Annotated in this window: 14 protein-coding genes, 1 tRNA gene and 3 pseudogenes; 10 read left to right on the top strand and 8 right to left on the bottom strand. The window is 47.1% G+C overall.

Annotated features, from left to right (window positions below):
- Positions 1-699: 699 nt before the first annotated feature.
- From ACIDITHRIX25_RS78300 to ACIDITHRIX25_RS78310, 3 genes are all read right to left on the bottom strand, one after another.
- Positions 700-761 (bottom strand) — tRNA-Ser (locus tag ACIDITHRIX25_RS78300).
- 174 nt (positions 762-935) lie between these two features.
- Positions 936-2,315 carry an exonuclease domain-containing protein gene (locus ACIDITHRIX25_RS78305; RefSeq protein WP_201733218.1) on the bottom strand — a complete coding sequence of 460 codons (1,380 nt, stop codon included), beginning with the start codon at positions 2,313-2,315 and terminating at the stop codon, positions 936-938.
- Positions 2,316-2,504: 189 nt separating this feature from the next.
- Positions 2,505-2,858, bottom strand: a complete 354-nt coding sequence (locus ACIDITHRIX25_RS78310) for a hypothetical protein (protein WP_152625797.1) — start codon at positions 2,856-2,858, stop codon at positions 2,505-2,507.
- Positions 2,859-3,126: 268 nt separating this feature from the next.
- Between ACIDITHRIX25_RS78310 and ACIDITHRIX25_RS78315 the strand changes: the two genes are divergently transcribed.
- The 4 genes and pseudogenes from ACIDITHRIX25_RS78315 to ACIDITHRIX25_RS000000104425 form a co-directional block, all read left to right on the top strand.
- Positions 3,127-3,402 carry a coiled-coil domain-containing protein gene (locus ACIDITHRIX25_RS78315; RefSeq protein ID WP_201733219.1) on the top strand — a complete coding sequence of 92 codons (276 nt, stop codon included), beginning with the start codon at positions 3,127-3,129 and terminating at the stop codon, positions 3,400-3,402.
- A gap of 139 nt (positions 3,403-3,541) precedes the next feature.
- A pseudogene (locus ACIDITHRIX25_RS78320) lies at positions 3,542-3,808 on the top strand (integrase core domain-containing protein); the annotation flags it as partial.
- A 98-nt stretch (positions 3,809-3,906) separates the two neighbouring features.
- Positions 3,907-4,149 (top strand): hypothetical protein, encoded by a 243-nt coding sequence (locus ACIDITHRIX25_RS78325; protein ID WP_201733220.1) that lies wholly within the window; start codon positions 3,907-3,909, stop codon positions 4,147-4,149.
- A gap of 251 nt (positions 4,150-4,400) precedes the next feature.
- Positions 4,401-4,814, top strand: a pseudogene (locus tag ACIDITHRIX25_RS000000104425) (zinc ribbon domain-containing protein); the annotation flags it as partial.
- 183 nt (positions 4,815-4,997) lie between these two features.
- On the opposite strand, the gene ACIDITHRIX25_RS78330 reads toward ACIDITHRIX25_RS000000104425, so the two are convergent.
- From ACIDITHRIX25_RS78330 to ACIDITHRIX25_RS78340, 3 genes are all read right to left on the bottom strand, one after another.
- The gene (locus tag ACIDITHRIX25_RS78330; protein WP_052604201.1) at positions 4,998-5,480 is read right to left on the bottom strand and encodes a peroxiredoxin; all 483 of its coding nucleotides are present in this window, start codon (positions 5,478-5,480) and stop codon (positions 4,998-5,000) included.
- A 194-nt stretch (positions 5,481-5,674) separates the two neighbouring features.
- Positions 5,675-7,873, bottom strand: coding sequence for an SF1B family DNA helicase RecD2 (gene recD2 / locus ACIDITHRIX25_RS78335; protein WP_052604200.1), 2,199 nt, complete (start codon positions 7,871-7,873; stop codon positions 5,675-5,677).
- A 210-nt stretch (positions 7,874-8,083) separates the two neighbouring features.
- Positions 8,084-8,641, bottom strand: coding sequence for an MBL fold metallo-hydrolase (locus ACIDITHRIX25_RS78340; protein ID WP_052604183.1), 558 nt, complete (start codon positions 8,639-8,641; stop codon positions 8,084-8,086).
- Between the two features lie 279 nt (positions 8,642-8,920).
- Here ACIDITHRIX25_RS78340 and ACIDITHRIX25_RS78345 point away from each other — a divergent pair, with 279 nt between their 5' ends.
- Positions 8,921-9,826 (top strand): NAD(P)-dependent oxidoreductase, encoded by a 906-nt coding sequence (locus ACIDITHRIX25_RS78345; protein ID WP_201733221.1) that lies wholly within the window; start codon positions 8,921-8,923, stop codon positions 9,824-9,826.
- Between the two features lie 135 nt (positions 9,827-9,961).
- On the opposite strand, the gene ACIDITHRIX25_RS78350 is transcribed toward ACIDITHRIX25_RS78345, so the two are convergent.
- Together ACIDITHRIX25_RS78350 and rodA are read right to left on the bottom strand one after the other, a co-directional pair.
- Entirely contained in the window at positions 9,962-10,567 is a 606-nt protein-coding gene (locus tag ACIDITHRIX25_RS78350) for a bifunctional nuclease domain-containing protein (protein WP_160291687.1), read from the bottom strand.
- 92 nt (positions 10,568-10,659) lie between these two features.
- Positions 10,660-11,847, bottom strand: a complete 1,188-nt coding sequence (gene rodA, locus ACIDITHRIX25_RS78355) for a rod shape-determining protein RodA (protein WP_052604180.1) — start codon at positions 11,845-11,847, stop codon at positions 10,660-10,662.
- A gap of 686 nt (positions 11,848-12,533) precedes the next feature.
- Here rodA and ACIDITHRIX25_RS78360 point away from each other — a divergent pair.
- The 5 genes and pseudogenes from ACIDITHRIX25_RS78360 to ACIDITHRIX25_RS78380 all read left to right on the top strand — a co-directional run bounded on the left by ACIDITHRIX25_RS78360 (position 12,534) and on the right by ACIDITHRIX25_RS78380 (position 21,969).
- Complete coding sequence (locus tag ACIDITHRIX25_RS78360; RefSeq protein ID WP_201733223.1) at positions 12,534-13,607, top strand: PspA/IM30 family protein; 1,074 nt, start codon at positions 12,534-12,536, stop codon at positions 13,605-13,607.
- Positions 13,608-13,816: 209 nt separating this feature from the next.
- Positions 13,817-14,440 (top strand): annotated as a pseudogene (locus tag ACIDITHRIX25_RS78365) (IS607 family transposase).
- Entirely contained in the window at positions 14,430-15,737 is a 1,308-nt protein-coding gene (locus tag ACIDITHRIX25_RS78370; protein ID WP_201733183.1) for a zinc ribbon domain-containing protein, read from the top strand. Before ACIDITHRIX25_RS78365 ends, ACIDITHRIX25_RS78370 begins: the two are co-directional and overlap by 11 nt.
- A gap of 2,383 nt (positions 15,738-18,120) precedes the next feature.
- Complete coding sequence (locus tag ACIDITHRIX25_RS78375) at positions 18,121-19,842, top strand: HlyD family secretion protein (protein WP_052604177.1); 1,722 nt, start codon at positions 18,121-18,123, stop codon at positions 19,840-19,842.
- A gap of 168 nt (positions 19,843-20,010) precedes the next feature.
- Positions 20,011-21,969, top strand: a complete 1,959-nt coding sequence (locus tag ACIDITHRIX25_RS78380; RefSeq protein ID WP_201733225.1) for a glycosyltransferase family 2 protein — start codon at positions 20,011-20,013, stop codon at positions 21,967-21,969.
- The last annotated feature ends 189 nt before the right edge of the window (positions 21,970-22,158 follow it).

Here is a 22,158-nt window from a genome sequence, read left to right on the forward strand (position 1 = left end):
TCCCCAGAGTTGTACAAATTTAGCTGTACAACTAACGGGGCAACATACGATGTTGAATGAATAGATGCTCCTACAGTAATCGAAATGAATTACGTATCCTAGAAGTTCGAAGACATCCCATCGCAATATTTGATTCTTTGCTGATACCGACTACTTTGCACCGCCTCCTGTTGGTGATCCATCCCCTATGCGAGTCGACGACGTCGATTTTATATGCTTATCCGCGTTACCGCCTTTTTCCGAAAGTGGCTAGTTGCGTAGAAATCTCTACACTTCGAAGATCCTCGTAGGGGTACCGCCAAATGGAAGATCGATGTAGGTGACGAAGGGTCACTCTTTTACGAGTGCTACAAATCAACACACAGGACAGCGAACTTCAGAGACGGTCTGCTCAATAGCGATCTCGGCTACGGGACCAATTCTCTGGTAATGGAGGATTCTCACCTCCTTTAAACCAACGAGGGCATTACAAATATCGCTAGGATCGAAAAGGACGGGGGAGCCTATATTGGCTTTGTTTTGTTTCACAGTGTCAACGCTCTTCCAAAACTGAGCCATTCTCCAAGTTTGGAGAATGATCGATTTGGAAGATTGGGCATTAATACGGAAGGCTCCGAATTAGATGGCTGAGAGGAATCTGGTTAGAGCCCGCTGAAAGCTGAAGGGCCCCTTTAAGGCTTCTGAAAAGGTGAGGTCTTGCGCGCCCGGAGGGATTCGAACCCCCAACCGTCTGATCCGAAGTCAGATTTAGGTTCGTTCGCAATATATCTGGAATGAGCTTTAATCGTCTTGAACTGCAACAACTTGTTGACTATCAATCAATAAAATGAGGGATAAGTCAAAAAAGTGTGACACGAAATGTGACACGCTCAGTTTTTGGTGACAGATTAGGCTGGCTAGATTGAGCCGAGCACTTCTCTTTCGCCCGCCATTGGTCACCTCAAACTAAGATCGACAAACGCATTTGCAAACTCAAGTTCCTTCTTATTCGAAAGCTTGATGTGATAATCCACCATTGGCAAATATCCTTCTCGACAAAGATTTTTGAGCTTTCGATCAAACGGGGTGTGTTTTTTAGTGTCAATCTCACCAATAAAGATCTGATCGTGAAACAATGCTAAATTTTCGTCTATTATTCGGACGTTACCGACTTCCTTGAAATTCATTCTTTTCGATTTCCCTCGAATTTGATCCACGATAAGGTCGAGTTGACCAGGATCTATAATTAGAGACAGCGGCGAATGCTTTGGAATACGTAAGGGCGCCTTCCCCAGAATCTGTGGACCTTGAACATCGTGTAGAAATTCAGCTTTACCGTCTTCGTTGTAAGCGTTATTGGACCTCAAGTACACGTTTGCTTTTTGCTCTGACCAGCTTCCGGATAAAGCTTCGTCAAGCAAGGCGGCGCTGTCACCCTTGACCATTCCGATTTGACGTTTGCTAACGGTAAGAGCCCAGACAATCTCATCTCTGAAAGTTAATCGCGTGAGATCGACCGAAACTGTGGCTCCGTATTTTTTCATAATCAAATCGGCCTCAACCGAGTCGAAAGCTGATTGGGTAATTTTAACTCCAGTCGGTACAGCAAAGGAGGCTGGCGTGGGCCATAAAAGTACATCCTTTGAAGGGAGTACCACCCTGTTAGATCCTCGAACTTCCGCCATTCCCGTAGTCCAAATTTGCCCAGCGACTTTGGCATCCGATCCGGCATTGTGATGATCCAGTGAAAGCCCGAGCTTTTCAGCAATTAGGTCGAGCTTCCAGTATCTCGATTGCGCCCAAGTTGGAATACCAAATTTCGAATCGGTCCAAATCAGACCTGGCGCAGAAAACTCACATGCACGCGCACTTTCGCGAAACACTTCAGAATCAAATCCAACGTTATGGGCAATCACGTACGTGTCTTTTAGAATTGGGTAAAGCTTTTCAAGAATCGCCGAAAAAAGAGGAGCATCAGCGACATCGAGTGCACGGATACCATGAATGTCGTAAAAGACCCATCTGTCAGTACGAGGATTTATTAAAATTGCAGAATTGTGAACTATCTCTTTGCCTCTAAATGCAGCGATGCCGAGGGCGCATGCACTGCTTCTATCTTCGTTTGCAGTTTCAAAGTCAAGGGCAATAAAGTCATATTCAAGATTTGGCAGGTCGCCTATGAACGTGTCGATGTTTTTCGTGTACTTATGTTGATCAGCGACTTTCGCAGGCGCAGTAGTTTTTTGTTTAAATTCCGAATGAAGCTTTCGATTACTTTTTGCGGGATCGTTACCGCGTTGGATCGCGTCTTTGAATTTCTCCCGTAAAGATTTCAACAATTATCCCCCCAGTGTTCCGAATATTTCGTAGCACATTTGAGTACCGAGATTTTCTAAATAGCTTCAAAAATAAATATTTCGTAAGCAAACGTAGTTCTCAGGCTCTTGATATCAACAAGTGTGAAAAAATCGCACACCAGATAAGCGGAGCCTGCCAAAGAACTTGTCACTTTCGCACAATCTAAGCTACCTCCCTTTGCCTCCCTTTTGATTCATCTCTGACCGACTTATTCGTAGGAATAATTGGTACCTCTGATACTGGATTCCAGTCTCTGCATTTGTCCGATATCCACCTTCCTGGTGTAGATTTGCGTTGCTCCCGCCTACAGCTTCGCGCCGCTTAGCAAGTAACTCGATATGTTCGCCGCTGTAAGCCTGCTGTGGGGTTACGAACTTGATACCTGAGTGTTGATGGTCGTTGTTGTAGTGATCAACAAAGTCACTCATCCACTTACGCGATTCTTCAATTGTCGGAAATCCTCCATAGCGATAGTTTGGAAAGTACTTCACGGTCTTGAAGAGCGCAGAGACTCTCTGCATTATCATTTGATACCGAAAAGCCGTGACCTCGATATATTTACATCTAGCTCATACAAGTACTCAACTAGCGACAACGGTTCGCCTATGAAGGGGATAACCCTAGTGGCACTGTGTTACCTACTTGATACAGCTGCCTCCTACTCACGTCCCAGGAGTTCACTGTTAACCGGCTAATAGGATCTCATTTCGTAAACGTTCGGTGAACCCGTACCACCCCTGACGAAAACAGGACCGGACACGAAGCGCTAGATAGTGTTAACTGGTAGTCATGGACAGTTTGCATACAACCGAGTCAGCGTACTGGAAGGCGGAGGCAGAACGCCTCGCTGGCGATAATGCCCGTCTTCAGGCGGAGAACGCCGAACTTCGAGCACGGGTTAGTGAGCTCGAAGGCCAGATTGGCGCACTCACCGAGAGGGTGACGACTCTCGCAAAGCTCGTCTTTGGCACCTCGTCGGAGAAGAGTAAGCCAGTCGAGATGTACACACCTTTTTGGGATTATCTGCCGAAATCAGTCACCTACGCACTGCAGTCGAAGTTCTAGCAGACAATGTTCGTCGTCATGAAGAACAGATTCGACGTCTCAGCAGAGAAGATCGTTACCGACGACCGGCGACTTGAAATCTTCAAAAGTCCATAGATTGTTTGGAACAGGATTAGCCGGTTAATCGAATGACAATGCTCACATGGAATCGATGTTTCGCACAGTCAAGTACTGTGCGAGCTATCCCCACGATGGCTTTGCCTCCCTCATGGCGGCAAGGGTCTGGATCGAGGGATTCGTCCAGTTCTACAACGAGGAGCACCATCACTCTGGCTTGAACTTTGTGACCCCAAACCAAAAACATAACGGCGAAGATGTCATGATCCTCGCCAAGCGAGTCAAGGTCTACGAGGAGGCCAAAGCCAAGAATCCAAAACGATGGATCAATGCCAACACCCGGAACTGAAAGCCAGTTGTCTCTACGTCACTTGTTCCAACAAACCAGACAACGACAACATCAAAGTCCACCACTGCAGCGTCTGATTTGAACCTAACGAGTCTGCCATGAGTGCCAGACCTCCGTTGCGTCACGATAGCGTCACGATAGCGTGCCCTGTCTGTGGAGGCAACTTCCCCTTGTCAGGGAGGAGAACCTATTGCTCCGATGCTTGTCGGGCTCTTGCTTATCGACGACGTCACGATATAGGTGACATTCTCCAGTCACAGTTCCAAAGTCACATCGACGCTTCACCGTCTATGAGTGTAGGTGTTGTGGTGAACGATCCCTCGGAGAACAACGCTGCTTAGAGTGTAATACCTTTATGGCTCGAGTAGGAATAGGGGGATATTGTCCCTCCTGTGACGAACCAATCTCCATCATCGATCTACTTGGGGAGGAGTTGACACAAGCAAGAAAATAAATCGGGGATAGTTGACTTATTGCTACCCCGGTCGAGTGGATAGCAACTAAGATATATAACAGTCACTTCCAGCAAATACACTGACGGTTACCGCAGTGGTCAAGAGGCCCTCAAGAGCAATACCTCAATGAGAAAACTAACTTAGAGATAGAACCCCTAAACGAGTCATATTCTAGCCAAACTTGTCCAGCGTGCTTAAGACGCAACCGACCATCAGGTCGGCACTACCGATGCAAGAGCCCTATCTGTGGGTTCAGCTGTCATCGAGACGCCCTAGGAGCAATAAACATTCTCCAGAAGGCGATATACGCAGAGTACTCTCCAATTGGACTAGATACAACAATCTTAGTCACGTATCTTCGAGCTGAAAAACATTGGTCACTCAATCAACGCAAGACACACCAAAAGGTGCAGTGCCCTAAGGCCAGAGCCCGAAGTAGTGCCCAGAACCGGGCCTTGTCTGAGGTATCTCAGACTAGCAAGCCAAAACTAGCGAACTCATCTACCAGTGCTAATTCATTAGTACCAGACCAGTCGGTCGCGGTGGCGTGATGGAAGCGATGTTAGGGAACCCCAACCAAACAGACGAGGCCAGAAGCCCCGTCCGTAAGGGCGGGGAGGTTCACTGAACTTCTCACCCCAGCCACAACTGCTTTTCCAATTGTGATGGCTGGGGTAACCATTGGTTGGCGGATTCGAACAACCAAATGAGCAGCAATCGAGATGGATTTGGTCTTATAGCTTAGCCAAGATAGCCTCGGCTGAACTGACATCCAGTCCACCACCTGGCTCTACCTCAAGTGAAGTAACAATTCCATCTTCAATGATCATCGCATATCGCTGGGAGCGAATTCCCATCCCGAAGCCACGGCCATCTAGCTCGAGACCCACAGCCTTGGTGAAATCGCCATTTCCATCGGCAATCATAATAACCTCATCACCAACATTTTGAGACTTTCCCCATGCACCCATCACGAATGAATCATTTACAGATATACATGCAATCTTGCCAACGTTCTTGGCTTTGATATCTTCTGCACGAATAACAAACCCAGGAAGATGATAGTCAGAACAGGTGGGGGTGAAAGCTCCCGGTACTGCGAAAAGCACCACCTTCCCGCTACCCAAAAGATCCGCACTAGAGGCAGATTCCGTTTTGTCGCCGATAGTCACAGCCACGTTAAGATCAGGAATCTTGTCGCCGACAGCTATTGCCATATAAAACTCCACAATGCTATTTTGATCCACTTCGACCAAAGCTCTCTCTGTATTTAGAGAGGCCACTCTCAAAAACCACCAAAGCCACCTTTTGTATTCCGCCAAAGACCATCGAGCCACAAAATCTACCTTAAAAAGCGACTTCGGCTATAAGGCCAATAGGTACCCAAAACCGAGTCATGTGCCAACAGTGCCTAAATAGCCCGGGTAAGTTGCTGTCTGAGGCCACTCAAGCGCTTTGATGAACTTCGATTCGAGACTGCAATAGCAAGTGCTCTTTTATCCCCCACAATGACGGCTAACGACTTTGCGCGGGTTAGCGCTGTATACAAGATGTTGCGATCAAGCATGGAATAGTGTGACATTGAAAGCGGAATTACCACACATGGATATTCAGAGCCTTGTGATTTATGGATAGATGTGGCATAGGCCAAAACGATCTCGTCCAAATCACCAAAGTCATAGGCAACGCGGCGGTTCTCAAAATCTATCGACAATACTTCTTCGTCGAGGTCTATCTCTTGTATGATCCCTATATCTCCATTGAAGACGTCCTTATCGTAGTTGTTCACAACTTGAAGAACCTTGTCCCCTACTGAAAAAGAGTTTCCGAATTTTGTAATGCGATTTGAATTCGAACTAAGAACTGCAGCTAAGGACTCATTTAAAGCGCGGGCACCCGTCCCTCCACGATTCATAGGAGTAAGAACTTGTACTTGCGAGATCGGATCCAAGTGAAATCGCGATGGAATTCGAGAGGTTACCACACGAACTACTCGTTCTACTATCGCTGCTGGATCTTGAGCTTCAATAAAATAAAAATCATTTTTCGGGCCTGGATCGTCCAAAATTGGCAAAAGGCCAGAATTGATCCTATGAGCATTTCTAACGATCATGGACTCGCCGGCCTGCCTAAATACCTCCGTGAGACGCACAGTAGGAACCACATGCGACTCAATTATGTCAGACAAAACAGCACCTGGTCCAAGGGATGGTAACTGGTCGACGTCTCCAACAAAGACTACTCCTGCGTGCTCTGGGAGCGCAGACAGAAGTTTGTTCATCAAAACGACATCGATCATTGAGACTTCATCAATTACCAAATAATCACATTCGAGACGATTATCTTGATTGAAGCGAAATCCTAACGTAGCTGGATCAAAGTCCAAAGTACGATGTATCGTCTTTGCTAACTCCCCTGTCGCTTCGCTCATTCGCTTTGCCGCACGTCCTGTCGGCGCAGTCAAGAGCACTCTTTGGTGACGGGCTGAGATTATTGCAATCAAGCTGTTCAAAAGGGTCGTCTTCCCAACTCCCGGTCCACCGGTAATTACCAGGACTTTCGACTTCACTCCTAACTCAATTGCCTCTCTTTGCGAAAGCGAAAGTGAGATAGAATTTTTCTTTTCGATCCAAGCAATCGCTCGTTCAGCTACGATCTCACGCCATGGCGAGGGTGCTCTCATCAATCTGGCTATATTCGTCGCCACGCCTAACTCTGCGTAATAGAGCGGCGACAGATAGATAAGTTCGACGCCATCTACCTCCCATGGGATCAAGGAGCCTTCACCTATTTCAAGATCGATGGCATCCCTTAAAATCAACTGATCAATCTCAAGAAGCTTCTCGCCCAGCTCCAAAATCGTCTTTACCTCGGCGCCGCAATGGCCCTTATTAGATAACTCTGACAGGACATAGCTGACCCCTGCTCTAGCGCGTAGGGCTGAATCGCTTGCTATTCCCAGGCTTTTAGCCAATAAGTCAGCCGTTTTGAAGCCAATCCCCCGGATCTCGCTAGCAAGCCGGTAGGGATTTGCCCTTACCACCTCGATCGCCTCATCCCCGTAGGTCTTGTAAATGCGAACGGCACGAGCAGTTCCAACACCATGTGAATGCAGAAACACCATGATTTCGCGAATCCGCACCTGTGCATGCCAGCTCGCAGTAATCTTTGCGATCCGCTTTTCGCCGATTCCCCGAATCTCGCCCAAGACCTTTGGATCGCTTTCAATCACATTAAAGATCTCAGATCCAAAGCGCTCCACCAAGAGCTTGGCAAAGTGTGGGCCAACCCCTTTGACCATCTTCGATCCCAAGTATCTCTCAATGCCCTCTAAAGAGGTCGGAGTGGAACAGACGAGACGGGTGGCTTGGAACTGCTTACCGTAGTTCGAGTCAATCCTCCAGAAACCCTCTGCCTCCACATATTCACCCGGAGAGACCTGGGCAATGGTGCCGACGACAGTTATCTCTTCCCTAACCGCCGGAACGACCACCTTTAGAACACAAAATCCCGACTCTTCGGAATGGAAGGTTACCCTCTCAACGGTTCCCGAGATTGACAGACTCTCATTTCCGCTAGTTTTTGTCGGCCTAGGCTGATTTGAATTCAATTTGACTCGACTGACCTCCAAAAGATCTCACCTAAATCTCCCAAAGTATTTTAGGGGGTCCAGCCATCACGACTTCGAGAGATCTCGATCGTTTGGCTGCAATAACTTCAATTAAGTCATTTACGAAGCCTCTGAAGCGCCAGAGACTATCTCTCTAACCACCCAGGCCGCTCCAAGACAATCACCTAAAATTTCCAAACGAGGCAGCGCTCAAAGCCTTAGTTCGCTTACCTTGAAGGAGGGCCCATGGCCCGGTACAATCAAATCCGGCTTCCTCTGTAAAACCATTGAACGAGAAGACTCCAAAGTTCTCTGATCGTGCGAATAAGGGTCAACCTCCGGTCCGCTACTCGACCACCAAAGGTGAGTGCAGACTACCAATCCGGAGTCGGCCTTGACAAAAGTTGAAACATCCTCCCGGGTATGTCCAGGCGTTGAGACGACAGTGATATTTTCAGTGATTGAAAAATTCTCCTCGTGGTTTTCCCATGAATCATCCTTATAACTCGCCATAAAGTCGTGAACCGTCGCATTCGAAAACAAAGCTACGTTCATCGTGTGGTCCAGATGTAGATGCGACACAATCACATCTGTAACTTCCGGTGCGGAATACCCAACCGATTGGATGGCCGAGATGATCAGTTCCTTATTGGAGACCATCCCTGGATCAATCACTACAACTCGCTCGCCATCGGCCGCCAAAGAGACACTAGAGGCTACGCCTGGCGATACATAACCGCTCAAAAGTTGAAAAAATCTTGCATTCATGGCCGATTACCCTACACGATCTACGCATAGTGATTCAAGTCACCCATGGCTAAAGTCCCAATTGTCAAAAGTGAATAGACCCTAAGAAAACCTTTCGACCAAGGACCGCTTCGCAGCCAATTTTGCAGCTTTTATCCCCAGGTTCGACCTACCTGACTTTTATTTTATCTTTGAAACAGTTCAATCTCACTTGGACCTCTAGGACTAGCACGAGGAACATGGTGGGCTTTTTCGATTCATCCAAGATCGAGATAGTCTTTGAGATTGTAGGATTTTGATATGCAGATATTGATTCCACACGCATTTTCTCACATCAAATTACCCAACGGCATCTCCGCAACGATATTCGATGGCGACGTTGATGAACTTCCTCCCAACCTAGATGAGATCGAGATCTATGTCCCTTCTTACATGGGCGGCGACGGGATCTACAATGCTATCGACAAGATGCCGAGACTGAAATGGCTCCAATTGCTCACTGCGGGAATCGACCGCGCTTTACCCTTTATGAGGGAAGGCGTCACCCTTTGCAATGCCAAAGGGGTACATGACGATGCAACGGCCGAGTTGACGATAGCCCTGATTCTAACCAGACTGCGAGGCATCGACGCAACCATCCGGGCAAAGAACCAAGGCTGGAGCACCCGAAAAACACGTCCCAGTATCTTCGGCGCCAAAGTCACAATAATAGGAGCTGGATCGATCGGAAGACGAATAGCGACCCTAATCACAGCCTTTGGAGGTCTTCCAACGCTCGTGTCTAGGGGCGGCCACAACGACACGATAGCATTCAACGTGTGCGAAGAAGTTGTACGCAACTCAGATATAGTCGTTGTCGTCGTGCCGCTCACATCGGAGACCAAAGGCCTCATAGACGCAAACTTCTTAGCCATGATGCCCAATAATTCACTCTTAATCAACGTTGCACGAGGAGAGGTAGTGGTAACTGCGGACCTCTACAAAGAAGTCTCCTCTGGGAGGATATCAGCTGGCATAGATGTTACCGATCCAGAACCATTAGATCCCAGCCACCCGCTCTGGGAGTGTGAAAATGTGGTCATAACTCCCCATGTTGGAGGAGCAACCAAATCGTTCTACATAAAAGCAACCGAACTTTTAGAGGACAACCTTGCCAGAATTTCAAGGGGAGAGACCCCAAAAAATGTTATCGAAGGTTCTTACTGATCTTTAGAGGTCGCAGGCCCCTAAAGGCAATGAGAGATCTAGGAAAAAGATGCCGGGCAATGATATGGGCCATTTAGATTCATGAGCAAGCTCGTCACTCACACGAAAATCAAAATGGCCCAGCCACAGAAGTCCTTATCCAAATAGCGTCTCTGAAACCATCAATGGGGGCATGATGGGAGAGGCTAGACCCAACAAAATAGCGTCACTAAGCCGAGAGGGAACGGTCCTTTGTTGACCACGGCTATCGACAACGGTAACCTCCGCCAAGAAGACACCCCCTTGACGCCCAGTGATTGAAATCATTGCGATAGTCATGGAAAATTGATCAAAAAGGTCTGACACCACATCGGCGAGCAAGGGTCGCCTTCTCGGAAGATGGAGCAATGCCGCTGCTATCATAGACGCCTGATCTAGAGATATCGGAACCGAAAGCCGTCTATTGGGCTCATCCGTCTCTTCTATGATCACATGGCCAAAGGTGTCTGGTAACGCGACGCCAACGTCCACAACACGGCTACGCCTGCGACTGGACAATCGAAGAACGGTTTCATCAAAGCCAGATGACACGCACTCTTCGTCGATAGTATCAACTTTTGGATGTGAAAAATCTAATTCATCGAGCGATGAATCGACCTCGAGCAACTCCTTGGGTGAAACATCTTCGTGAGAAGTGCCCGATGGTACGAATGGAGAATCGTCAAGGGTCTCAGACTGAACTTTGCCATTCAATTCTTCCACTTGCGGTATTTCTTGTCTTTCCAACTCAGGTAGCTTCGTCTTCCTAGGGCCAGGCCCCATTCCTAGCCTTCGAATCTAAACCCAGTCGAGGGCTATTCGTTCATTTGAGCGGCAAATTGGCGTTTATCATCCGGTACATATCTAGAGTTTCGCATCCCAATCCCCAATGCTACACCCACAGCTGTGAAAAAGGAGAGTGCAGCAGATCCACCATAGCTCATAAATGGAAGCGGTATCCCAGTAATGGGCATAATCCCCATAGTCATCGCTACATTCTGGAAGATCGAAAAGGACAACAGCCCCAAAACACCAGCAGCCAAGAGGCGACCAAGTCTGTCTCTAGCGATCGACATCACATGCCAAACTCTCCAGCATATAAAGCCGAATCCTAAGATTACGAGGCTCCCTCCGATAAAGCCAAACTGCTCCCCAACTGCGGTAAAAATAAAGTCTGTCTGCTGCTCGGGTACGTATGACAGATTTGTTTGAGTCCCATGGAACAATCCTTTGCCATAGAGTCCACCGGAACCAATGGCGATCTTGGATTGCGCCAAATTGTAGCCCGTCGTAGCATTATTTGCATGAGGATTTACGAATGAAGTCAACCTGTTGAGCTGATATTTCTGCAATATATGAAGATGAATCACGACGTAAATACCAAATACCGCCAACATGGCCAATACCACCAAATGAACCAGACGGACTCGAGCAACGACCAACTGGCACAGAAAGACCACGCCGATGATGATGGCTGTACCGATATCAGGTTGCTTGATGACGAGTGCCATAGGTAGCCCAGCCAGGGCCAAAACCCCTATCAATCTTCCGATCGGTATTGGTCCTTCGCCATCCCTTAGAAAAAAGGCCGCACTTAAAAGAACTGCTAGGGTTGCGAACTCCGATGGCTGGAGTTGAAGTGGACCAAGTTGGAACCAACGTTGAGCGCCTAGTGCGCTATGGCCAATAGGAGAAAGGACCGCCAGAAGTCCTAGACATACCCCGCCATAGACCACGTAAGCCAAGCGACGAATATGACGATAGTCGATCAGAACCGTTACGATCATTGCGATAAAACCCAAGACGACCCAGATCGCTTGGCGCTCCAAATAATATTTGGGGTTCAAACCTCCACTTTGGAGTTTTCCCTTCGTTGCGCTATAGACCATAACAACGCCCACGAGTGCCAAGGCAAGCGTTGCGATCACGAGCGAATAGTCAAAGTGCAAAAGGCTCTCTTTCGCCACTCGTTTCCGGGTTGCAAACATCGAAAATGTCGTCATTTTTCACTGATCCTGACAAATAGTCATAGTTAGGGTGTATCCATCGTAATCTTGTCCTGATGCTCGGATCCAAGCTTAACCCCTAAATCAAATTTTAGCGATTGACGCCAGTCAACCCGAGTCACCTCGACAAAACCCAAAACAATATCTTGGGCAAAGCTTCTAGCTAACAACCCATGCAAAAGAAAATCCGAACCAATCTATATCTCACTAGAACCAATCGGCGTGTCTCCTAGAGAGAGGTAAATTTTAACACTAAACACTGCGTGCTCAAGGGTGCAATCGACACACCTACAGCCGAGAAATATTCAAAGAAAAATGCCAAATTCAGGTCATTGCCCACTTCAAAGTCACATAGTGTCTCTCGTGGCCTCCTTGAAACTAGTCTCCAGCAGATACCATTTCGGACTCCGAGAAATGGAGCGTCAGCTCAGGATATCAAGTACTCCCGCCACTTCGCGCTGGCAGATAACGGGGCTCGAAACCTGTTCTTTCCCATCGAGAAATAAAAATCATTCCACAAGGTTACAAAATTTGACGCATCTCTAAGTGAATTCCTAGCCACCACAAACTACAGTTATTACTATGCTAGTTTTTTGGCCGATCAGATTGCCAAAGGTTTGCACGTGTGCAACTTAAGTCAACGGCGCTACTAGCTAAAGCGCTAGAGAGGGAATGGATAAAAGATGAGCGTCTTTAAGCGGCTCTCGCAGGTCTTTCAACAAAAAGCCAATGCAGCTCTTGATAAGGTTGAAGACCCAACCCAAGCACTTGACCTGTCTTATACCAAGATGATGGAGAATCTCCAGCAAGTAAGGCGATCGATTGCCGATGTCCTTACATCACAAAAGAGATTAGAGGCTCAACGAGCACAGCTCAACAGTCAGTTTGAAAAACTACAAGGACAAGCCCGCCAAGCACTCCAACAAGGGCAAGAAGATTTAGCCAAAACTGCCCTTGAAAGGGCAAGGGTGGTCAAGAGTCAAGTGGATGCCCTCAACCCTCAGATCGATCAGCTACGTACACAAGAGCAAGCTCTAGAGGATACGGGGCGCAAGCTTCAAGCCAAGATCGAGGTCTTCAGAACACAACGCGAAACAATGAAGGCTCAGTACACAGCAGCCAAAGCTTCAAGTGAAGCCGTTGAAAACCTAAGCGGTCTTTCCGAGCATATGACGGATGTAAATCTAATGCTTGATCGCGCTCAAGAAAAGATCACTCAATACCAGGCACGTTCTTCAGCCGTTGGCGAACTGGCGGACTCTGGAGTGCTTGATTCCCTGGCAATTGGCGGTGGGAACGATGACATCGAGCGTCAACTGCGTTCAGCCACCTCAAGCACTGGCGTAGATCTAGAGCTTGAGGCGATGAAAGCCGAATTGGGGTTAACGGCAGCGCCAGCCCCGGTCGCCCAGCTTCCAACCATGCCCACACCAACACCGATTGCACCACCTATTGCAGCACCAACCCCACACACAACGGCTCCGTTGGGAGAGGTATTGACGATCAGGATCGCTGGGGAATCGGTCTATCAGGTTCCAATAACGATTAAGCCGCAGCTCGATGCTCTCGATACAGCCATGGAAACCGCTATTTCCCATAGCGACGAAAAGGGTTTTGCAAACTGCGCCCGACAATTGAATAATCTTATCGTCAGCTCTGGAGCACTTCTGGCAGATGAGACAATGGCTGTCTCTGATCTAGTAGTCCCAAGTGGTGACATGACCATCGACGAGGCAAAGAAGCTATTCGATATGTAGCTCCCTTTCGCGACGGAGTCCTTCATTGAAAAGTTTCCATGAAGGACTCCGCTACAACCTTGACCTTTACACAAATCTATCTAGATGCATAGCCATAGGTTGCGCAATGGTTTTATGGGCATCACGTATTGCTTGTGAAGATCTCTAGCGCCTTAGGAGCAAACAACAGTTGACATTTTTCTATCCAACACTTGCGATACTTAACTGTAATGGCTAATACTTACAGCATTGGTGAGTTCGCACGACGGATTGGGCGTAGTCCAAGTACGGTACGGCGATGGGAGCAAGAGGGCAAGATCACGCCCAAAAGGCTCCCTAGCGGGCATCGCTACTTCGATGAGTCTGATGTACGAGCTATGCTGGGCGGCGCTCCTGTTAGTCGAGTCACTGTCGTCTAGCGCCGAGTGAGTGGTTCAGGGCAAAAAGATGACCTGGTATCACAGGTTAAAGCTATGGAGATCTACTGTCTTAACGCTGGTATAGCTGTAGATGAGTGGACTTAGGAAATCGGCGGAGGTATGAACTTCAAACGCAAGAAGTTCCTAGCGCTTATGGATCGTATACAGCACGGAGAGATTGAACGATTAATAATCGCTCATAAAGACAGACTCGTTAGGTTTGGATTCGATCTTATCGCCCACATAGCTGAAGAATCGGGATGCGAGATAGTAGTAGTCAATCAACCATCGTGTTCACCAGAACAGGAGATGGTCGAAGATATGCTCGCTATCGTCCACACTTTTAGCTGTCGGCTTTATGGCGTGAGGAAATACAAGCAACAGCTCCAGGCCGAGTATCCCAAACACAAGATTCAGGTACTCAGTGACAACTAGCACTCGCATCATCTACGCCGACACACCCAAAGAGCTACTGCCGATAGCTAAGGCCGTTGGCTACATAAGAGCGGACATCTGGCGAAGATACGGTGGACGAAAGACGGTTGGCAAAAGCTCTAACGATATTCGTAACGAAATCAGCAGTCTCGCCCTCTATTTTAACTTGCCAATAGATGGCACCATCCCTAACGAGAGCACGAAAGATATTGTTAATGATGTCTTCCTTTATCGAGCTGCCGCTCGCAAGCAGGTACGTAGGGCTATCTATGCCCGAGCCAAAGACGACAAAGAAGAACTCGCTCGCCTCTACACACTCTTGCAGGACGAGTGGACCAAAGACAACTTCCGACAGCGCCAGATGCGAAAGCATTTCAAGCACGGACATTCCAAGGTCAACAACCAATTCGTAGTCCGTTCAGACAGACACCATACCGAGATTGTTGATGGCAAAGTCGTCGTGGTCATCAACATCGCAGCCAAATACGGACAACCCATCCGTCTAGTCACAACTACCAATGGCAAGAACCTCAGGATCATAGTCAAGGACGACGTTACCGAGATCCATTACGCATTCAAGAAACCACCAGGCCGCCCAGTCGGGGCCGATGTTATCGCCGTTGACAAAGGATACACCGAAGCGTTCGTGGACTCAGATGGAGACACGCACGGCATGGGGCTTGGCAAAATCATGACCGAGTACAGTGGCAAGGCTAGTAAAACCGCCAAGGCTCGCAACAAGCTACACGCCCTAGAAAAAAAGCACAGAGAAGCCGGACACACAGCTAAGGCTGACCGTATCAAGACCAACAACCTTGGGACAAAGAAGATCAACGCTCGCAAGAATAAGGCACAGAAACGAATCAGGAACATTGCTTTCAAGGCAGCCCATTCGGTAGTAGACAAGGCCAGCCTCGTTATCTCCGAAGACCTAAGCCGTCCTATCGCCAAGAAGAAGCCCCAGAAGAAGTACAACAAGAAAATGTCAGCATGGGCCAAAGGCACACTAGCAGAAGCCCTTGAATCTACAACACAACAGGCTAAAGCGAGAAATGTTCTCGTGAATGCGGCCTATACATCGCAAATGGACTCCAACACACATCTACTGGAAGGTAAGCGTGTGGTGGATAAGTTTCACTGTGCAAACGGGGATGTTCTCCAGGCTGATTTCAACGCTGCTTTGAACCTGCGACATAGATACTTCGATCATGAGATAACTCTCTATACCCCTCATAGGGAAGTTCGACGTATCTTACTAGCTCGTTCATCCGGCGCAACGATGCGTCAAGGGGCATGAGTTGCAAGAGACCCAAATCTCTTATCAACCATGTGCGGATAAGCCCAACGGCTTTGAGCAATTATGCTCAGGTTTTTGGGAGCAGATACCCGGACCGTCACCACTCCTTTGTTGACACAAGCCAAAGAGACCTCAAAGGACCGAGAAAGGTCTTCAAATACAAATCTAAGCTTTCAAAGAGCTACGGACAACTTACCCCTCGACAAGGGTCGGCATTCATTTTGCTGTTTTTGGATAAACCTCTCCGATTTGGTTGACACCCATAAAGGATGCAATACGCCCCTTCACAGCCATTAGAGCGGGCGGTTGCTCGCTCAAAATGCGAATCCTAAGCTATCTGACCTTCACCATAAGAGCAGTAGCCGTTGTCAGGCCGTCAATCACCATCAGGTGATCTCGTGGCCCCATTCGCCGAAAGAATTCTCTATCATCTTGGCAAGCTATGCAGCTCAAAACCAAGCTATGCAGTCCAAAGCTAGGAACAACATTAGCATCCGCACCGAAGTTATCCTCAAGTTGCGTAATGGTAACGCTATGTCTAGCAAACTCAAATCTTTGACGAGTAACTCTTTGGACCAATTATTCCAAAATGGCTATCACCATTGGCCCTACGAACGTGGTCGCGAAATGGCCAACTGCCCGTTTCGCGAACAAGATACCCTATTCACACGGCCTCCAAGCTATAAGCAAATAGACAAATAGTTGAAACTTCCCATTACTGATAGTTCGATTTGACATCTAAACTACCCAATTGAAGGAACTTGACGATGTCAAAGACCAGCACGTAATTTGTTCAACGTATACTCCGAAGTATATAGAGATAGCCACCAAAATTTAGGCTACTCAGTGTGATCTTTAAAAATAAATACGACAATCACTGCCAAATCTACTAATCACTATCACTATATGATGCAAAGCAAATAGCAAATAACACAATTGGAACAAATTATTCCTTTGGGCAACTACAACACAAAAGCGGACTTCAAATTCGCCATATCGTTCAAGAAACGAGTGTAATTGACACTAAAGTCTCATCCAATTATTTGAAACTTGTGATCGTGAGCAAAACTTGCGCGCCAAATGGCTTGAATGTTTCTCAAAAAAAAGAGGCCCGTTGCCGTGAAGTAGCCAATCTCGGCTGTTGGAATCAAAACCCTAGAAGTACCAATATGGCGTTGTGATTCCAACTAATAATAATAAGCAAGATCAAGGAATTAGATTCCACAACCATAAACGAGTGTTCCTCGACGCACAGATCGTGCTCCACCCCTAACAACCGACCCGACAAGCCAACTTTACACAATCCCCACTTGCTAAAAAAGCACCCCAGCCAAAGGCTCTTCGCTCGGTATCGCGCATTCAAGAGAGAAATATTTAAAAGAATCCAAAACTTAAATTAAAATCGACTGGTCAAGAATGAGCGCACTTATCATGACATCATTACTTGCACAAAATTGAATACCAATCCAACAAAGCGGGCAATAGTAATGCCTTATCATCAATATCAAAACTCATGATCTTCAAAATCGACCTTAGGATAGCGCAAAATCAATATAATAATTTTACAGTCCACTTGACTAATTATATTGCATGCTAACCCAGATCTAAAATTAATGATAATATAATAACAAAGTAATCCTTGCTCCAACTACCAGCCATAGATGTCTAAAATTATTCAAACCTAATTGATAGAATCGAATTTTTTTAACACCACATTGGAGTCAACTCACCCAAAATCTCGATCATAAGTTTTTACAGCAACCCTATGATCGAAAATATCTCAAAGTCGAAGGTGTTAAACCTTTAAAAATCCCCGATACCTTCGGCTCTTTCTCTTCCCATAAACCCTTGATTCAAACAGGATGGATGGATGGATGGATGGATGGATGGATGGATGGATGTCCTCGGCAAGGGCAAGACCAAAAAGAAAATCAGCGAGTTCCACAGAACACCAATGATGATCTAGATAGATTCAATTTCGCCAATGGCCACCCGATAGCCACTCAGGTCGACTTTTACCAACAAGACCAGCGACAAATACCCCAACTGCTTATCGCTCAAGTGACACAAAGGCCACTCACGAAATGTTTAGAAATCCATTAGATTACACAAAATGTAATAGACTGCCATACTGGAACTGTTCCCAAATAGTATCGCAAACAACACAACGAAAATACGATCTGACAACTTATTAAAAAATCCAATTGAGATAATGCATTGGCTACTTTAGATTATGTTATATTTTAATACTACCTAAAACTTATCAATCGAATTTTCTATCCTTACCTTCTAATAGATTCAATTATCCGCGCAAAGTCAAACGAATTGAAAAAAATAAAACCTAACGATACCGGATCGAAAATTTGTCGACTTAGGAGCTCTTATGGACGAGAACAGCTGCCACGATGTTGAATCTAAAAATACACCTGACGTTGGTGATATTGGTCTAAACAGATCGAATGAAAACGATAGTTTCTTCTGGTCCTTCATAGAGGAACATCTAGACAAGCCAACCCTAGAATCAAAATCTGCCATCCTGCGTAACAATCACAGTGGCGATAGTAAAAACAATCAATCTGGAGAGTCAACACAACCATCAACTGATAGTTTCTCACAAGAAGGTCTAATGCCCATGAAAAGTGGGCCGATTGAAGGAGTAACTAATGCCTCTGCGATCGCGCAAGTACAGGATCGACCTCTTAGCGCAACAAGATGGTCTGGTTCTCCAGTATCCCCTGCCCTCATGGACGTTTGGGCCCCGCTAAATGACAGGTTAACCGCCCCGGATTTAAGGCGAAACACAAGGGATCGATCTAGAACAATAATCGCTACTCTTTTGGCAATCTTGCTTTGCATAGCCCTCTTGGTGGTGGTAATCAAAGCAATAGCACTAACCAAGCACCCCGTCGTCGCAATTGCTGCACCGGCAAAGCAGGTCGACCTCAACTTTCCAACTACGGCAAACGTCACCACTATAGATGTGACTCCAGGGCAGTATGTAAAGCAAGGTCAAACCCTTGCAACACAAGATTCTTCGAGTTATAACGCCAAAATAGCCTCAGATAACGCGGCAATTGCAGCCGACAAAGCAACGATCGCGCAAATAAGCAGTCCGACCTCGCAGAACAGCGCCAATCAACTCCTAATACAAGACGTTAATGCCGCTCAGGCAGCGGTCTCACAAAACCAAGCCACCCTGCAAGACACAATCAACACAGACAACGCACTTATTGTTGCTGACCAAAGTCAATACAACGTTTCGCTTTCTCTCCTAAGTTCTGATCAAAAGCTATACCAAACCACGTGTCCAAACGGCTTAGTGGAGCCCGCCGGATACGGATCATCCCAAGTCTCCATCCCACAGAATCAAATCGCTTATTACCAAGAATGTCTCTCACTTTATCAACAGACCAACAAAGACCAACGAAATCTTTCCGTAGCACAATCCACATTGAGCAGTGTAAATGCATCGTCAGTTGCCCAGGTCGACCAAGACAAGTTAAACCTTGCACAAGCCAATGCGGCTCTTAGCAAAGCTAAGATAAAGCTAGGCACTCCCTCAAACATAGGAAGTTCGAGTCAGATCAGCGCAGCTAACGCACAGCTACAAAAAGATCTCTCACAACTCCAATCCGACCAACGAGCAAAGCTACTTACCGCGATAACTGCCCCCATCTCAGGCATAGTCGAGCAGGTCAATGGTGCGGTGGGACAATTGGCCGGAGCATCTGGAACTGTCAACTATACAAATGGACCAAATCTTCCAACTGGATCATCAAACACGCTATTTCAATCCGCGGCCTCCGGCTCAGGATCTAGTCCTTCGGCAACGCAGCTTCCGTTCATAGTACTTAGCGATCGAAATAATTGGAAGGTGCAGCTGCTAATTCCTCAAAATAGTCTGTCTAAATTTCACTCCGGTAAAAAGGTAACGATCACCTTCTCGGGAAACCCTACAAAGACCTTTTACGGCGTCATTTCAAATGCTTCGCCCATCGAAGTAGTTCAGGGTGGTCAGATCCTCTTCGAAATAACCGCCAAAGAAGTGGGTGGAATGCCGAAGGGAATAATCCAAGGGATGGTTGGAAGCGCAACTCCAAATTAGCTAACTAAAACCGCTATGAACCGGAGTTTTACCTTGCAACTAGCTCTATATAGCGATTTAGATAAAGACATTGAAGCCTTTTCGATCTAGCGCCTACCAACAAGCAGTGCTGCAAAAGTGGCAAAGTGTTACCTTGTCTGTAACTTAGATTTTGACAAAGAGGAAACGATGACAATCAACTACTTTGGACTTGGAGCTGTAGTAACCGTCGCATTAGCAGCACTTGGCGCTGGTGTTCTTCCACTATTTTCACCGTCGAAATTCGATCTTGGCAATGGCAAGGACCTAGTAATAATCCCTAAATCGGCCAAGGGTGATTGGAGACGCCCCGCAATGCTGATGGTTACAATCATATTTGCCACATCTTTCGTGCTCATTGACCTTCACCAAGTTGCCCGGCTCTATAAATTTGCCACTTTGGCTGTAGTCTTGATCGCCTTCAATTCGCCAAGTGCTCATAGGATTGTCTCTACCGGTGAGATTCCAATAGCAATCCGAGTCTTAATTGCTCTGGACTATCCTTTAATCGCCCTATTTATTCGTGCTCGATTGGTTCGAAGGTTAGCCATAGCGTCGAACGCAATCATCTACCTTATCCTCACTATCTCCTTAGACGCACTTGAGATGATCATCTCAAGTACCACTGGCCTGGCGGTGGGTCCATTTTCAATTGAAGGCACCCTGCTGACTCTCTTTCTGTCAACAGTGATCTACCTGAGGTTCCTGCATTCCACATTCGTCCTACCGGGAGTTACATCGGTTAAAAGAGAAGGAGCCAAAAACTGCTCCGATACAATCCGGGTTCTCAGCATTGTGACTGGTCTATTGCTGATTCTCGGAATAGGACTGTTCTCACTGGCATCAATCTTCAAGATGACACTTGCAAGCCTTACAGTAATTGGAATTACGGCATATCCTGCCTTTTACACCTTGTCGTCGCTATTGATAATCGCCGTTACTCCTAAGGTCCGGCCAGGCCTACCCCGAAATAGCTCCCCTCCACTTGAGATAATCACTCCGGCCTATAACGAGAGTGCATCAATTGCATCAATGATTAAAGCAATCGATGCGGGGGCACTCACATATGGCGGCCCTGTATCGATCATCATCGCCGATGATGGATCCATGGACGATACAAGAGATCAGGCGCTATCGGTCGCATCACAATGCCGATGGGTCAAAGTAAGAGTACTCAGCTTAGGCCATGCCGGCAAAGCATTCGCGCTCAATTCTGCACTTGCCGAAACGTCGACAGAGATCGTAATAAGAATCGATGCCGACACTATTATTGACTCTGACGCATTTCTTCCGCTCCCTGGGTGGTTCGCCAACCCAGAAATCGGTTTGGTTGGGACGCTTCCCTCACCACGTAGCGACGAAGGAGTCACCTGGTTCGACCACATGCGTCGATTGGAAGAGATCAAGACCTTTGGCTTTAACCTCTTGGCACAAAGCAGGGTAAATTCAATAAATTGCATTCCAGGCACCTTTGTGGCGTTTCGAAGGAGTGCCGCGCTGAGAGTGTCTGGCTTCGCCTTCGGGATGAATGGCGAAGATGCAGACTTTACAATGCAGATATCACGACTGGGCTTTAGGGCAGTCGTTGACACTTCCATCAAAATCAAAGAAGACGTCCCCTCCGACATAGCATCATTCCGTGAACAAAGGGTGCGATGGACAAGAGCGGTCCTCCATACCTGGTCTCGCCATAGCCCCTTTTACGCAGGCTTAGTTGGCCCCAGGGCTTGGTTTTTCTATCCAAAGATGCTCTCGATGAGAGCCCTCTCACTAGCGAGAGGAGTTGTGCCGCTTTGGATACTCGCATCAATATTTTCCAGAGGCACCGCCACTACCAGAGAGGGAGCGCTAATCGCATTTGGCATATCTGGGGGAATTACCCTCTCGGTCTTAATGGTATTGGTAATACGTTATGACAACATTCGGCGATTGCCATGGCTGCCAACAGTCTTTTTATATTCACTACTCAAACGGTTCATAGGCATTGAGGCTCTATTTACACTTCCGCTCATCGACGATGCTCGTTGGAGATTAAGAAATCTTACCAACGAGACTGCATATCCACCGACAGCTAATCACGTCACTGAAGAAAACTGGACTAAAAGCTAAAAATAACCAAGCTTTTCCTCTCTTCTTTTGGGCGATGGTGCAAAAGCCGCAACCTACCACAATTGGGAGATCTCCCAGAATGAGCTCTATTGGCAACTTATCCCAACTCGAAACCATTATGGAAGCTAGGGGTACCAACGCAGTTGAAATCGCCTTTAAAGGTTGACCTATAAGCTCCTCGGCAAAATA

The organism is Acidithrix sp. C25 (assembly GCF_904848545.2).

Coding starts and splice junctions, on each gene's coding strand:
- ACIDITHRIX25_RS78310 (WP_152625797.1), bottom strand. CDS start 2,858: ATGCAGAGAGTCTCTGCGCTCTTCAAGACCGTGAAGTACTTTCCAAAC.
- ACIDITHRIX25_RS78315 (WP_201733219.1), top strand. CDS start 3,127: ATGGACAGTTTGCATACAACCGAGTCAGCGTACTGGAAGGCGGAGGCA.
- ACIDITHRIX25_RS78325 (WP_201733220.1), top strand. CDS start 3,907: ATGAGTGCCAGACCTCCGTTGCGTCACGATAGCGTCACGATAGCGTGC.
- ACIDITHRIX25_RS78330 (WP_052604201.1), bottom strand. CDS start 5,480: ATGGCAATAGCTGTCGGCGACAAGATTCCTGATCTTAACGTGGCTGTG.
- ACIDITHRIX25_RS78340 (WP_052604183.1), bottom strand. CDS start 8,641: ATGAATGCAAGATTTTTTCAACTTTTGAGCGGTTATGTATCGCCAGGC.
- ACIDITHRIX25_RS78345 (WP_201733221.1), top strand. CDS start 8,921: ATGCAGATATTGATTCCACACGCATTTTCTCACATCAAATTACCCAAC.
- rodA (WP_052604180.1), bottom strand. CDS start 11,847: ATGACGACATTTTCGATGTTTGCAACCCGGAAACGAGTGGCGAAAGAG.
- ACIDITHRIX25_RS78360 (WP_201733223.1), top strand. CDS start 12,534: ATGAGCGTCTTTAAGCGGCTCTCGCAGGTCTTTCAACAAAAAGCCAAT.
- ACIDITHRIX25_RS78375 (WP_052604177.1), top strand. CDS start 18,121: ATGGACGAGAACAGCTGCCACGATGTTGAATCTAAAAATACACCTGAC.
- ACIDITHRIX25_RS78380 (WP_201733225.1), top strand. CDS start 20,011: ATGACAATCAACTACTTTGGACTTGGAGCTGTAGTAACCGTCGCATTA.